The organism is Kribbella qitaiheensis (genome assembly GCF_042657745.1).
Classification (GTDB): Bacteria; Actinomycetota; Actinomycetes; order Propionibacteriales; family Kribbellaceae; genus Kribbella; species Kribbella qitaiheensis.
The window spans coordinates 162015-175017 of sequence record NZ_JBHSKE010000009.1; the positions used below are offsets into that span (position 1 = coordinate 162015).

The window sequence follows — 13003 nt, forward strand, 5'->3', positions numbered from 1 at the left end:
TTGCTGCCCTCTCAACTATCGACCCGCCCCATGGTGGCATCCCGCTGGGTCTGCCGGGAAGGTTCAGGCAGCGCGATGTATGTCGCGATGTACGCCGGATGTATCTAGGCCCGGCAAGGTGGACCACGGTACCGGGGGGAGGGCAGGCCCGGGAGTGACGAATGACCATCGTCGCACCCGGGCCTGAATTTGGGACCTGGTTGCTGAGCTCCGGCCGTGGGGGCACTGGCCGGGGGGAGCTCAGTGGCCCAGGATTCACCCTCCCTTTACTGGCCACCGGTGAAGGGCGGCTGTCCGTCTTGCGGTCCAGGGGCTCCCGCAGGGGGGCCGCCCACCGGTGGCTGTCCCTGGTACGGGGACTGGCCTGACGGCGGGAGCTGCTGACCCTGCGGGTAACCGCCCGCCTGCTGCTGGTAGCCACCCTGGTCGTTGCCCGGCAGCTGCGGCTGGATCTGACCCGAGGACTGCGCGCCCGGCTGCATCTGCGGCGGCGTCTGCTCGCCCGGCACCGAGCCGATCGTGCCGAAGGAGACCTGCGGGACGGACCGCACGGCCTCGTCCTTCACCTCGAAGTAGCCGGCCTTCTCGAACTTGAAGCTGCCGGCGATCAGGTTCGACGGGAACGCCTCGATCCGGGTGTTGTAGTCGCCCACGTTCGCGTTGTAGAAGCGGCGGCCGGCGGCGATCCGGTCCTCGGTGTCGGTCAGCTCGCGCTGCAGGTTCAGGAAGTTCTGGTTCGACTGGATCTGCGGGTACGCCTCGACCGAGATCATCATCTGCCGCAGCGCGCCGGACAGCTCACCCTCGGCGGCCGCGCGCTGCTCCGGCGAGGCGCCCTGCACGTTCACCGCCTGGGTGCGCAGCCGGGCGACCTCCTCGAACACGTGCCGCTCGTGCGCCGCGAAAGCCCGGACGGTCTCGACCAGGTTCGGGATCAGGTCGTAGCGCCGGTGCAGCTCGACGTCGATCTGCCGCCACGACTCCTGGATCAGGTTCCGCTGCTTGACGAAGCGGTTGTACGAGACCATCAACGCGATGGCCAGAATCACGACGATCGCCACGATCACGATGATGACTACGGTCATTCCCTGCTCCCGAGTGTCGATGAGGCTCGGAAGCGACTCTACGGCGCTGCGGGGCCTAGATGGTGAGGACGAGGCGGCCGGAGGTCTGGCCGGTCGCCTGGCGTTGCCACGCTGCTGCGACATCAGGGAGCGCCACGGTCTCGTGCGCTACCGCGATGTGGCCGTCGGCCGCGTGCCGCAGTACTGCGGTCAGGGCGTCCCGGCGTTGGTCGGGCGTCAGGGAGTTGTTTGTGTAGCCGAGGATGCTCGCTGAGCGACTACGCAGAACCGAAGAGGAGAAGGTTGCCTCGTCACCGGAGGCGCCGCCGAGGTTCACCAGGCGCCCTCCGCTCGCCAGGATCCGTGCGGCCGCGGTGGCTGCCACGCCGAAGACCGGGTCGATCACGACATCGACGGCACCACCGGTCGCGTCGGCGAGGAGGGCCGCGAGCTCATCCACGTCGGGGGTCATGGCAACCACTTCGTGCGCTCCCGCCGCGAGTGCGCGCAGCCGCGCGTCCTCGGACCGGCACACGGCGGTGATCTGGCCGGCCTCGAGAACTCGGGCCGCACCGATCGTTGCCTGACCGACCGCTCCTCCGCCACCGAGCACCAGAACTCGTTCGCCCGGTTGGAGTTGGGCTCGCCAGGTCAGCGTCATCCAGGCGGCGACCCCCGACAGCCCGATGGCGGCGACCACGGTGTCCTCGACCGCCGTGTCCAGCGGGATCAGGTCGGCGTCAGGGACCGCGCACCGCTCGGCGAAACTTCCGTCGCCTGCGGCCATCCCGGCCGACGTCGCGAAGAACACCCGGGTCCCGGGATCCAGGACGGCGGAGTGCTCCACCACGCCGACTCCCTGCACCCCTGGCACGTACGGCACCGGCGGCGCACCGAAGTACGACGTACCGGAGGCGCAAAGCAGGTCCAGCGGTACGACGGGCGCGGCGGTGACCCGGACGATGCTCTGCCCCTCGGTGGGGACAGGGTCCGGATGTTCGGCGTGTGACGGCGGTTCGCCATGGATGCCAAGGACGGCGGCTCGCACGGGGTCTCCTCTCAGGTGGCGATGTCGGGGTACGGCAGCCGTAGGTGCTCCATGGCCTTGCCGTAGGCCTTCTGGTACTCCAGCGGGCCGTGGTCTCGCTCGAACATCGCGATGAACAGCGTGAGGGTGAGGAACGGATGGGCGCCGAGTTGGAAGAGCGCCACGTGGTCGTGGTCGCGCAACGCCCGGCGCTCCTCATCGGTGAAGGCGAGCCAGGTCGACTTCTCGGCGGTGGTGCAGTTGAGGAGCTTGTTGGCGAACTCCTCCTCCCACCAGGTGACGGTGCCCGGGGCGTCCGCGCGGTACCGCTCGACCAGGTCGGGGTCGCGGTCGACGGTGTAGAGGAACTTGTCCAGCAGGTACTTGCTCATGCCGGTACTCCGTTCGGGTACCAGGTGAAGTAGGCCTCCATCGTGTGGAAGAGGTCGAGCGAGTCGACGTGGTCCGCCTTCGCGCCGTCGCCGGCCACACCCATCATCAGCATGAAGTCCATGAACCCGTGGGTCGCGTTGCCCGGCTGGTGCAGGCTGTCCAGGGTCACCTCGGCCAGGCAGCCCTCGACGTCGCCACTGGCGATCCACTCGACGGCCTTGCGGTCGAACTCCGGATCGGGACCGTGCTCGCCGAACTGCCGGGGACCGCCCAGCTCGAGCGACAGGTGACCGGTACCGATGATCGCCACCCGCTTGTCCTCCGGCCACGACTCGACCAGCTTCCGGATCGTCCGGCCGAGCTCGACGAACCGCTTCGGCCGCGGCAACGGTGGCGCGAAGATGTTCGTGTAGATCGGCACGATCGGCAGGTCCGCCTCCGGGCGCAGGGTGATGATCGGGCAGGTGATGCTGTGGTCGATCCGCAGTTCGTTGCTGAAGGCAAGGTCGAAGTCGGCGTCCAGGCCGTGGCGCAGGATGTGCGCGGCCAGCTTCTCCTCCCCCGGCAGCGTCATCCGCGGCAGGCCGAACTCGCGCTCCTCGTTGTGCCAGTTCGCGTCGAAGAACGGCGCCTTGCCGACCAGGAACTGCGGCATGTTGTCCAGCCACAGCTGGTGGAAGTGGTCGCTGCCCACCATCACCAGGATGTCGGGACGCGCCTTGGTCAGCGTCTCGCGGAACGCCTCGATCTTGGCGACCCACTCGTCGGCGAAGGGCGGGCGGTCGGCGCCGGTGGCGGTGCTCGCGCGGTAGTAGAACGGGTGGTGCGTCGAGGCGATGACCGCGACGACGGTGGCCATGTGGTGCTCCTCTGCGTCCGGATGAGTCAGGCTGTCGGGTCTTCATCGGGGTCGACGTACACGGCGTTGCGGTCCACGGTCAGGTAGGCGTCCATGCCGATCGGGCGGCGGCGCTCCTCGGCGAGCTGGCCGAGCAGGCCGGCAGCCCTGGCCAGCAAGGCGAAACCGCGCAGCAGCTCGACGGGTAGCCCGAGATCGGCGAGGGCGGCACCACAGACACCGGCGCCGTTGAGCGGCAACCGGCGCCCGAGGACCTGCTCGTGCACTCGCCCGATCGCCTCGAACAACCGGAGGTGTGGTCCGTGCAGGCCTTCCTCCTCGGCGATCCCGATCAGCACCGGCGTCCGCGGATCCTGCACCTTGTGCACCGGGTGACCCAAGCCGGGGATGAACTTCTTGGCCTCCCGGGTCTCCTTGACCACCGTCAGCGCGAGCTCGTCCCAGCCGGCATCGTCTTGCGGCAACTGACCGTCCAGTCGCTGCAGTGCCTCGTGCAGGAACATTCCGGAGTCCTCAGTGACGCCGAGGAACCGGGAACCGCCGCCGAGCAGACCAGCTGCGAGTGCACCCTGAAGCGAGTCGGGCGCGGACAGATAGGTCAGTCGGGCGGCGATCGCTGTCGGAGTGAAGCCGTGGTCGGCCAGGGCAACGAGTACGGCCTCGAAGACCCGCGTCTCCGACGGGGTCGGGCGGCGGAGCGCGACCAGCCAGAAGGCCAGCTCACCGAAACCGACCTTGCCCATCAGGTCGGCGGTCAGGTCCTGCCCGAGCAGCCGGATCTCGTCCGCCGTCGAGGTCCCCAGCGAGGTCGGGAAGGACAGCCCGTCATCCGTCATGCCGAACGCTCCTCGTCCCCAATGGGATTCTCGGGTGGTGCCGCAAGCCACTTGCGGAGTTCGGCGCCGTGTTCGTCGAGGGAGGGCGGCGGCAGCCGGTACTCCGGAGCCGTCTCGGAGAAGGTGATCGGGTTGCGCACCGACGGCACCGCGCTCGCGCCGGACCCGACCGTCACCACCGGATCCAGGCCGATGTCCTCGGCGAACGCCACCCCTCCGTCGACTGTGTTGATCGGCCCACACGGAACCCCGGCGTCGATGATGTCGCGGAACCACTCCAGCTTGGTCCGGGTCTGCAGCCGCTCGACCAGGAGCGGGCGCAGTTCGTCCCGGTTGGCCGTTCGCTGTTCGTTGCGGTCGAAGCGCGGATCGTCGGCGAGCTCTGGAACGCCGAGAACCTCGACCAGCTTGCGGAACTGGCCGTTGTTCCCGGCGGTGATGATCAGCTCGCCGTCGGAGCACGGCAACGGCTCGTACGGGAACAGGCTCGGATGGCTGTTGCCCATCCGCATCGGGACGACCCCGCCCGCGACGTACGCGCTCGACTGGTTGACCAGGCCCGAGAGCGCCGACGACATCAGATTGACCTCGACGTGCTGACCCCGGCCGGTCTCGTGCCGGGCGTTCAGCGCGGACAGGACGCCGATCGTCGCGTGCATCCCGGCCATCACATCGAAGACCGAGATCCCGGCCCGGAACGGTTCGCCGTCCGGGTCGCCGGTCAGGCTCATCAGCCCGGAGATGGCCTGGACGATCAGGTCGTACCCCGGCAGCGCCGCGCCCTTCGGTCCGCTGCCGAACCCACTGATCGACGCGTAGATCAACCGTGGATTCGCCGCCGCGACCGACTCGTAGTCCAGCCCGAACCGGGCCAGGCCGCCGGGTTTGAAGTTCTCCACCACGATGTCGGCGCGCCGGGCCAGCTCCTGCGCCGCGGCCAGGTCGTCCGGGTCCTTGAGGTCGAGCGCGATCGACCGCTTGTTGCGGTTGACCGCGAGGTAGTAGGTCGAGATCCCGTCCCGCACCGGCGGCTGCCAGGACCGGGTGTCGTCGCCGCCGGGCGCCTCGACCTTGACCACCTCGGCGCCGAGATCGGCGAGCAGCATGGTCGCGTACGGGCCGGCCAGGATCCGGGAGAAGTCCGCGACCAGCAGCCCGGAGAGCGGGCCGCGACCAGCGTCGCCGGCCGAGCCGTTCGGAGCGGGCGTTGCAGGCACGGAGGGCTTCTCCCATCGTCGGCGCAAAAACGGACAATCGTCCGCCGAATCAGTCTCCGATCGCCCCACTCCGGCTGTCAAGCGCTAGATCGGCACCGAGTGGAGGCTTCGGAGTACTGGTCGTGACGGGGTATTGACACGCTCGGACGGCGATTCGATAGTTGCCGTATCGCGATCATGACCGGCATACGGACGCATGTCCGAGCCTGACAGCCTGGAGGAGACCATGTCCGATGCCGAGGTGCCGGCCACCGGCCGGCCGGTGGTTCTGCGAGGCGGCACCGTCCTGACCATGGACGACAACCACACCGTGCTGACCGACGCGGACGTCCTGGTCGTCGACGACCGGATCGCCGCCGTCGGCCGATCGCTGGATGTCCCGGAGGGCACGCAGGAGATCGACGCCCGCGGGGGCATCGTGATGCCGGGCATGATCGACACCCACCGGCACATGTGGCAGACCGCGATGCGCGCGTACGGCGCCGACTGGACCCTGACCCAGTACTTCGTCTGGTACTACCTCGAGCACGGCAAGATCTTCCGGCCCGAGGACATCTACGCCGGCAACGTGACGTCGGCGTGGGAGTCGCTCGAGGCGGGCGTGACCACCACGGTGGACTGGTCCCACGGGCTGCAGAGCGTCGACCACGCCGAGGCGGCGGTGGACGCGCTGCAGGCAGTGCCCGGCCGCTTCGTCCTTGCCTACGGCAACATTCAGGCCGGGCCCTGGGAGTGGACCGCCGACGCGAGCGTCCGGTCGTTCCTGGAACGCCGCCAGTCGTCGGCGAGCGACCTGCTCGGCCTGCAACTGGCCTTCGACGTGACCGGCGACCCGTCCTTCCCGGAGCGCGGCGCCTTCGAGGTGGCGCGCGAGCTCGACCTCGCGGTCACCACGCATGCCGGAGTCTGGGGCGCCACCAACGACGACGGCATCCGGCTGATGCACGAGAACGGCTTCATGACGCCGAAGAACATCTACGTGCACTCCGCGACGCTGACCAGCGACTCGTACCAGCGGATCGCCGCGAGTGGAGGCTCGGTCTCGGTGTCGACGGAGTCCGAGCAGAGCGCGGGCCAGGGCTACCCGCCCACCTGGCAGGTCCGCCGGTACGGGATCCCGGTATCGCTGTCGATGGACACCAGCGTGTGGTGGAGCGGCGACCTCTTCTCGGCCATGCGTACCACGCTCGGTGCCGACCGCTCCCGCGAACACCTCGAGGCGCACGTGAAGGGCGACACCGTCACCCACACCCACCTGCGCGCCGAGCACGTGGTGGACTGGGCCACCCGCGGCGGCGCCCGGGCTCTCGGCCGGGACGACCTCGGCAGCCTCGAGCCGGGCAAGAAGGCCGATGTCGTGCTGATCAAGAACGACGACTCCCCGGTGTCCTTCCCGCTGCTCAACCCCTACGGTCACGTCGCGTTCCAGGCGCAGCGTGGCGATGTCCACACCGTGCTCGTCGACGGCCGGGTCGTGAAGCATGAGCACCGGCTGGTCGGCGTCGACCTGCCCGCAGTACGCAGTTCCGTCGAGGCGACGGTGGACTACCTCCGATCGGCAATGGGCGAGGAGGCGTGGGCCGGCGGGATGAACCCCGATCTCCCGCACGACGAGGAGGTGCTGGACAACCCGTACCAGTACACGGAGTACAAGTCAGAGTCGACGCGGGAGGCCAGGGGGAGCATGTTCGGCGATCCCGGCTCGGAGGCGTGACCGGGCCGGTCGGCATCGTAGGCTCAGCGGCGATGGGTGGTCGGAGCAGCGGAGGCAGACACTGATGGCAGGACGAGGTTCGGGTCCCGATTTCGTCGAGTCGCTGGCTCGTGGACTGGACGTGCTCGCCTGCTTCGACGCCGATCACCGCAGCATGTCCCTGACCGAGGTGGCGACCGCGGCCGGGCTGGCGCGGCCCACCGCGCGCCGGCTGTTGCTGACGCTGGAGGAGCTCGGCTTCGTCCGGTCGACCGGCGGCGCCTTCCAGCTGACCCCGAAGGTGCTGACGCTCGGCATGGCCTACGTCGGTGCGCTGGGCCTGTGGGACATCGCCAGGCCGCACATGGAGTCGCTCGTCGCCCGGACCGGTGAGTCGTCCTCGATGGCGCAGCTCGACGGGTCGGACATCGTCTACGTCGCCCGGGTGTCCGTCCCGAAGATCATCGCGCTGCGCGTGGACATCGGCACCAGGTTCCCGGCCGCGCAGACGTCACAGGGCAAGGTGCTGCTCGCCGGGCTCAGCGCGCACGACCTGGCGGCGACACTCGCACAGCCGAGTCGCGCCGGGCTCCCGCCGTACATCGGGCGGTCGGCGGAGCAGCTCCGCGACGAGCTCACCGAGATCCGGGCCCGCGGCTGGGCGTTGGCCGACGAGGAACTCGCACCCGGGGTCCGCTCGGTGGCGGCTCCGGTGCGCGACGACACAGGAGCGGTCCGGGCGGCGATGAACGTCACGGTGCATGCCGCGGAGACGTCGACCGAGCAGCTACTCAAGGAATACCTGCCCTTGCTGCTGCGTACCGCGGGCGACGTCAGCGCCGAGTGGGCGATGTGGCAGTCGCGGCCACACGTGGAGCTCGACCAGCGCAAAGACGAGTCCTCCGCGTGAGCCCGGCCCGCAGTACTGCGGGCCGGGCCGCGGTGGTCTGGTGGCGAAGGGGTCAGTGCCGGCGGGGGTCGACGCCGGCGTAGTCGCGCCAGACGTACGGCGGGACGTTGTCGACGACCGACTGGAGGAGCTGGAGGCGGTTCATCACCTCGACGGGTGAGTGCGGACCGGCGTCCCAGCCGATCAGGGAGTTGCCCTCGATCCGCCAGCCGATCTCGCCGCGGGCGAGCAGCAGCTCCATCATCTGCGGGTGGATCACCGAGTGCCCGAACCGCGGATCGTCCGCGATCACCCGGAAGGCCCGGTTGAACTGCTCGCTCTCGAACCGGAGATCGCCGAACCCGAGCGCGTTCGCGACCGCCCCGCCGAAGATCCCCTCGTGGGTGACCTCGAGCCGCGGCAGCGGGCCCGGCAGCTGCATCACCACGACGCCGAACTTGTGCGTCGTGGTCCGGCGGCCGCCTTTCCCGTTGCTGCTGTGGGTCTGGTAGCTGTAGTCGAAGGCAACGACCTGGTGGCCCTGGTACGCGCCGCTCAGCACGTTCCGCACCCGCCAGTGATCACCGGTCTGGAACGGCGTACCGGCCCAGTGGCCGGCCAGCGCGTTGTTCTCCGGCAGGTAGCTGAAGCCCTGCTGTGCGGCGAAGGCGGCGAATGCCTCGCGGCGCTTCTTCGCCAGCACGTAGTTCGCGTAGCCGACCCCGGCGCCGATCAGCAGGGCGACGACGACGATGACCGCGGTGGTCACGAGCCGAGGCCGAGCTCCTCGAGGCCGAACACCGAGCGGTACTCCAGGCCTTCCGACTCGACCTTCTCCTGCGCCCCGGTGGCCCGGTCCACGATCACCGCGACGGCGACCACCTCGGCACCGGCCTCGCGCAACGCCTCGACGGCGGTGAGCACCGAGCCACCGGTGGTGGAGGTGTCCTCGACCGCGAGCACCCGGCGGCCCTTCACGTCCGGTCCCTCGATCCGGCGCTGCAGCCCGTGCGTCTTCTCGGCCTTGCGGACCACGAACGCGTCGAGCTTGCGCCCCTGTTGTGCGGCCGCGTGCAGCATCGACATCGCCACCGGGTCCGCGCCGAGCGTCAGCCCGCCGACCGCGTCGTACTCGAGGTCCGCGGTGAGCTCCAGCAGGGCCGGCCCGATCAGCGGCGCCGCCTCGGCGTCCAGCGTGATCCGGCGCAGGTCCACGTAGTAGTCGGCCTCCTTGCCCGAGGCCAGCGTCACCCGCCCGTGCACGATCGCCTTGCTCTTGACCTGTTCCAGCAACGCCCCGCGATCAGCACTCATGGCCACCCACCCTAAGGGACCGCCCGTCCATCCCGGCGCCGCGCAGCCGCAGAGTGTGCTCCGCCCGCACTGTAGGGGTTCGCCCACCGTCAGAGCAGTGGGGTAACCCCCCGAGGAGGCAGCGAACCCCCAGAGCACTAGCAGACCCCCGGAAGCCGCGGAACCTCACCCGCGCAGCCGCAGAGTGTGCTCCGCCCGCGCTGTGGGGGTTCGCCCACTGTCAGAGCAGGGGGGTAACCCCCCGAGGAGGCAGCGAACCCCCAGAGCACTAGCAGACCCCCCGGAAGCCGCGGAACCTCACCCGCGCAGCCGCAGAGTGTGCTCCGCCCGCGCTGTGGGGGTTCGCCCACTGTCAGAGCAGTGGGGTAACCCCCCGAGGAGGCAGCGAACCCCCAGAGCACTAGCAGACCCCCGGAAGCCGCGGAACCTCACCCGCGCAGCCGCAGAGTGTGCTCCGCCCGCGCTGTAGGGGTTCGCCCATCGTCAGAGCAGGGGGGTAACCCCCGAGGAGGCAGCGAACCCCCAGAGCACTAGCAGACCCCCGGAAGCCGCGAAACCTCACCCGCGCAGCCGCAGAGTGTGCTCCGCCCGCGCTGTAGGGGTTCGCCCATCGTCAGAGCAGTGGGGTAACCCCCCGACGAGGCAGCGAACCCCCAGAGCAGTAGCGGACCCCGGCCCCGTGCCCGTGCGGAGAAGTATGCAGATGATCTGCAAAGCCTGTGTACGACGTGTCGATGGACGCCGGTGGTTGCCCGGGACCACGATGTGGGGGCAACGGCTGAGGAGGCAACACCATGAAGGCGCTGGTCAAGGCCGAGAGCAGGCCCGGACTGTGGCTGCGGGACGTCCCTGTGCCCGCGATCGAGGCCGACGAGGTCCTGATCAAGGTCCTGCGGACCGGATTGTGCGGCACCGACCTGCACATCCAGAACTGGGACACCTGGGCGCAGAAGAACGTGCCGGTCCCCCTCGTCACCGGGCACGAGTTCGCCGGCGAGGTGGTCGAGATCGGCGCCGGCGTCCGGGATGTCGCGGTCGGTGACATCGTCAGCGGCGAGGGTCACCTGGTCTGCGGCCGTTGCCGGAACTGCCGGGCCGGGCGGCGCCACCTGTGCATCAAGACCCGCGGGCTGGGCGTGCACGTGCCGGGCGCGTTCGCGGAGTACGTGAAGCTGCCCTCGATGAACGTCTGGGTGCACCGGGATCCGGTCGACCTCGATGTCGCCGCGATCTTCGACCCGTTCGGCAACGCCGTGCACACCGCGCTGTCGTTCCCGGTCGTCGGCGAGGACGTGCTGATCACCGGCGCCGGGCCGATCGGCATCATGGCCGCGGCGGTCGCCCTGCACGCGGGAGCGCGCAACGTGGTGATTACCGACCTGTCCGACTACCGGCTCGAACTGGCCCGCAAGATCGGCGTCACGCACGCGGTCAACGTCGGCGAGCAGTCGATCGCGGACGCCCAGCGGGATCTCGGGATGCGCGAGGGGTTCGACGTCGGGATGGAGATGTCGGGCCAGCCGGCCGCGCTGCGCGACATGCTCGCGAACATGAACCACGGCGGCAAGATCGCGATGCTCGGCCTGCCCGCCGACGAGATCGCGATCGACTGGAGCACGGTGGTGCTCAACATGCTGACGATCAAGGGCATCTACGGCCGGGAGATGTTCGAGACCTGGTACTCGATGTCGGTGATGCTGGAACGCGGCCTCGACCTCGGCCCGGTGATCACCCACCGGTTCGGGTACGCCGACTTCGAGCAGGCTTTCGACGTGGCGCGCCAGGGCCACTGCGGCAAGGTGATCCTGGACTGGACCAACCCGACGTACGCAACGAACCCCGAGGGAGTGCACTGATGTTCGGCCGGATGCGCGATGACCTGACCACCACGATCGGCGAGATCCGCGACGCGGGGCTGTACAAGTCCGAGCGGGTGATCACCTCGCCGCAGAACTCCGCCATCTCCGTTGCCAACGGCAAGTCGGGCGGCACGGTGCTGAACTTCTGCGCGAACAACTACCTCGGCCTGGCCGACCACCCCGAGGTGATCGCGGCGGCCAAGAGCGCCCTGGACGAGTGGGGCTTCGGGATGGCCTCGGTCCGCTTCATCTGTGGCACACAAGCCATCCACAAGGAGCTCGAAGATGCCCTGAGCACCTTCCTGGGCGCCGAGGACACCATCCTCTACAGCTCCTGCTTCGACGCGAACGGGGGGTTGTTCGAGACCCTGCTCGGCGCCGAGGACGCGGTGATCTCCGACGAGCTGAACCACGCCAGCATCATCGACGGCATCCGGCTGTCCAAGGCGAAGCGGTACCGGTACAAGAACCGCGACATGGCGGACCTCGAGGCTCAGCTCAAGGACGCCGCCGACGCGCGGTACCGGCTGATCGCCACCGACGGCGTCTTCTCGATGGACGGCTACGTCGCGCCGCTGGACGAGATCTGCGACCTGGCCGAGCGGTACGACGCGCTGGTGATGGTCGACGACTCCCACGCGGTCGGCTTCGTCGGTCCCGACGGCGGCGGAACCCCTTCGCTGTTCGGGGTCAAGGACCGGGTCGACGTACTGACCGGGACACTGGGCAAGGCCCTCGGCGGAGCTTCCGGTGGTTACGTCTCCGGCCGGCGCGAGATCGTCGAACTACTCCGCCAGCGCAGCCGTCCGTACCTGTTCTCCAACTCGCTCGCGCCGTCGGTGACGGCGGCCTCGCTGAAGGCGCTGCAGCTGATCGGAGGCACGAGCGACCTGCGCGACAAGCTCGCCGCGAACACCGCGCTCTTCCGCTCGAAAATGACCGAGGCGGGCTTCGACGTGCTGGCGGGCGACCACCCGATCTCCCCGGTGATGATCGGCGACGCCGCCGAGGCCGGCCGCCTGGCCGACAAGCTGCTCGAGCTCGGCGTCTACGTGATCGGCTTCTCCTACCCGGTCGTCCCGCACGGCAAGGCCCGGATCCGCACCCAACTCTCCGCCGCGCACTCCATCGAGGACGTCGAACGCGCCGTCGCCGCCTTCATCGAGGCTCGGGCAGCGCTGAGCTCCGACGCCGGCACCAGCTGAGGCGTCCGGCCGCGGCCGGCGCGGTGGTCCTTCATCCATGCGGGGTGATCTCGGTCAGGGGTCCTTCATCCACGCAGGGTGATGCCGTCCGGGAGAAACTAGCGCAGCCTCCAAGTGCGAGCCGCTGCCGAGCCCGGTAGCGGCCACCGCAGCGAGAGGAGATACCGCAGATGGCTGCGAAAAAGAGTGGAGCCATGACCGGCTTCGTCGTGTTCGCCGGCACGATGCTCCTGATCATCGGGGGCGTCAACATCTTCCAGGGCTTCATCGCCCTGTTCGACGACGAGCATTTGGTGGTGACGCCGGAGAACCTCATCCTGGTCGATCTGACCGGCTGGGGCTGGGTGCTCCTGATCTCCGGCCTGATCATGGTCGCCGCCGGTCTAGGTCTGCTCGCGGCACAGACGTGGGCCCGGATCACCGCGATCGTGATCGTGATCGTTCACGCCATCATCCAGATCGCCTGGCTGGGTGCTTACCCGGTCTGGTCGCTGCTGATGATCGCGCTGGACGTCGTGGTGCTCTACGCGCTCACCGCCGGCTGGTCCGACGTGCGGGCGAGGATCCAGGGGCTGGACGAAGAGACCTGGCAGAGCCCGGAGGAAGCGGGTGTTGACCGCGGCGCAAGGACCACACCGATGGCTTGA

General features: G+C 69.1%; 13 protein-coding genes. 5 read left to right on the top strand and 8 right to left on the bottom strand.

Annotated elements, in window-relative coordinates:
• Positions 1-266 precede the first annotated feature (266 nt).
• From ACFPJ1_RS10660 to ACFPJ1_RS10685, 6 genes are read right to left on the bottom strand one after another with little or no spacing between them, the layout of a single operon-like run.
• The gene (locus ACFPJ1_RS10660) at positions 267-1085 is read right to left on the bottom strand and encodes a LemA family protein (RefSeq protein WP_380103345.1); all 819 of its coding nucleotides are present in this window, start codon (positions 1083-1085) and stop codon (positions 267-269) included.
• 55 nt (positions 1086-1140) lie between these two features.
• A complete protein-coding gene (locus ACFPJ1_RS10665) occupies positions 1141-2112 on the bottom strand; it encodes a zinc-binding dehydrogenase (protein ID WP_380103346.1) in 972 nt (323 codons plus the stop codon).
• A gap of 11 nt (positions 2113-2123) precedes the next feature.
• Positions 2124-2483 carry a hypothetical protein gene (locus ACFPJ1_RS10670; RefSeq protein ID WP_380103347.1) on the bottom strand — a complete coding sequence of 120 codons (360 nt, stop codon included), beginning with the start codon at positions 2481-2483 and terminating at the stop codon, positions 2124-2126.
• Complete coding sequence (locus ACFPJ1_RS10675; RefSeq protein ID WP_380103348.1) at positions 2480-3343, bottom strand: DODA-type extradiol aromatic ring-opening family dioxygenase; 864 nt, start codon at positions 3341-3343, stop codon at positions 2480-2482. The genes ACFPJ1_RS10670 and ACFPJ1_RS10675 overlap by 4 nt, the downstream gene beginning before the upstream one ends.
• Positions 3344-3369: 26 nt before the next feature.
• Positions 3370-4179: a citryl-CoA lyase gene (locus ACFPJ1_RS10680; RefSeq protein WP_380103349.1), complete on the bottom strand. Its 810-nt coding sequence runs from the start codon at positions 4177-4179 to the stop codon at positions 3370-3372.
• Positions 4176-5396, bottom strand: coding sequence for a CaiB/BaiF CoA transferase family protein (locus ACFPJ1_RS10685; RefSeq protein ID WP_380103351.1), 1221 nt, complete (start codon positions 5394-5396; stop codon positions 4176-4178). The genes ACFPJ1_RS10680 and ACFPJ1_RS10685 overlap by 4 nt, the downstream gene beginning before the upstream one ends.
• Before the next feature lie 196 nt (positions 5397-5592).
• Between ACFPJ1_RS10685 and ACFPJ1_RS10690 the strand changes: the two genes are divergently transcribed.
• Together ACFPJ1_RS10690 and ACFPJ1_RS10695 are read left to right on the top strand one after the other, a co-directional pair.
• Positions 5593-7110, top strand: a complete 1518-nt coding sequence (locus ACFPJ1_RS10690; RefSeq protein WP_380103352.1) for an amidohydrolase family protein — start codon at positions 5593-5595, stop codon at positions 7108-7110.
• Positions 7111-7174: 64 nt separating this feature from the next.
• On the top strand, positions 7175-7999 hold the full coding sequence (locus ACFPJ1_RS10695; protein WP_380103353.1) for an IclR family transcriptional regulator domain-containing protein: 825 nt from the start codon (positions 7175-7177) through the stop codon (positions 7997-7999).
• Positions 8000-8051: 52 nt separating this feature from the next.
• On the opposite strand, the gene ACFPJ1_RS10700 is transcribed toward ACFPJ1_RS10695, so the two are convergent.
• Both ACFPJ1_RS10700 and pyrE read right to left on the bottom strand, forming a co-directional pair.
• The gene (locus tag ACFPJ1_RS10700) at positions 8052-8747 is read right to left on the bottom strand and encodes a hypothetical protein (protein ID WP_380103354.1); all 696 of its coding nucleotides are present in this window, start codon (positions 8745-8747) and stop codon (positions 8052-8054) included.
• Positions 8744-9292 carry an orotate phosphoribosyltransferase gene (gene pyrE / locus ACFPJ1_RS10705; protein WP_380103355.1) on the bottom strand — a complete coding sequence of 183 codons (549 nt, stop codon included), beginning with the start codon at positions 9290-9292 and terminating at the stop codon, positions 8744-8746. Before pyrE ends, ACFPJ1_RS10700 begins: the two co-directional genes overlap by 4 nt.
• A gap of 794 nt (positions 9293-10086) precedes the next feature.
• On the opposite strand from pyrE, the gene tdh reads away from it, so the two are divergent.
• From tdh to ACFPJ1_RS10720, 3 genes are all read left to right on the top strand, one after another.
• Entirely contained in the window at positions 10087-11148 is a 1062-nt protein-coding gene (tdh, locus tag ACFPJ1_RS10710) for an L-threonine 3-dehydrogenase (RefSeq protein WP_380103357.1), read from the top strand.
• Between the two features lie 11 nt (positions 11149-11159).
• On the top strand, positions 11160-12356 hold the full coding sequence (locus ACFPJ1_RS10715) for a glycine C-acetyltransferase (protein WP_380103434.1): 1197 nt from the start codon (positions 11160-11162) through the stop codon (positions 12354-12356).
• A gap of 170 nt (positions 12357-12526) precedes the next feature.
• A complete protein-coding gene (locus ACFPJ1_RS10720) occupies positions 12527-13003 on the top strand; it encodes a DUF7144 family membrane protein (protein WP_380103358.1) in 477 nt (158 codons plus the stop codon).

Excerpts from the sequence above, each read along its gene's own strand:
- ACFPJ1_RS10660 (WP_380103345.1), bottom strand. The coding sequence starts at position 1,085 with ATGACCGTAGTCATCATCGTGATCGTGGCGATCGTCGTGATTCTGGCC.
- ACFPJ1_RS10670 (WP_380103347.1), bottom strand. The coding sequence starts at position 2,483 with ATGAGCAAGTACCTGCTGGACAAGTTCCTCTACACCGTCGACCGCGAC.
- ACFPJ1_RS10675 (WP_380103348.1), bottom strand. The coding sequence starts at position 3,343 with ATGGCCACCGTCGTCGCGGTCATCGCCTCGACGCACCACCCGTTCTAC.
- ACFPJ1_RS10680 (WP_380103349.1), bottom strand. The coding sequence starts at position 4,179 with ATGACGGATGACGGGCTGTCCTTCCCGACCTCGCTGGGGACCTCGACG.
- ACFPJ1_RS10690 (WP_380103352.1), top strand. The coding sequence starts at position 5,593 with ATGTCCGAGCCTGACAGCCTGGAGGAGACCATGTCCGATGCCGAGGTG.
- ACFPJ1_RS10695 (WP_380103353.1), top strand. The coding sequence starts at position 7,175 with ATGGCAGGACGAGGTTCGGGTCCCGATTTCGTCGAGTCGCTGGCTCGT.
- pyrE (WP_380103355.1), bottom strand. The coding sequence starts at position 9,292 with ATGAGTGCTGATCGCGGGGCGTTGCTGGAACAGGTCAAGAGCAAGGCG.
- tdh (WP_380103357.1), top strand. The coding sequence starts at position 10,087 with ATGAAGGCGCTGGTCAAGGCCGAGAGCAGGCCCGGACTGTGGCTGCGG.
- ACFPJ1_RS10715 (WP_380103434.1), top strand. The coding sequence starts at position 11,160 with ATGCGCGATGACCTGACCACCACGATCGGCGAGATCCGCGACGCGGGG.
- ACFPJ1_RS10720 (WP_380103358.1), top strand. The coding sequence starts at position 12,527 with ATGGCTGCGAAAAAGAGTGGAGCCATGACCGGCTTCGTCGTGTTCGCC.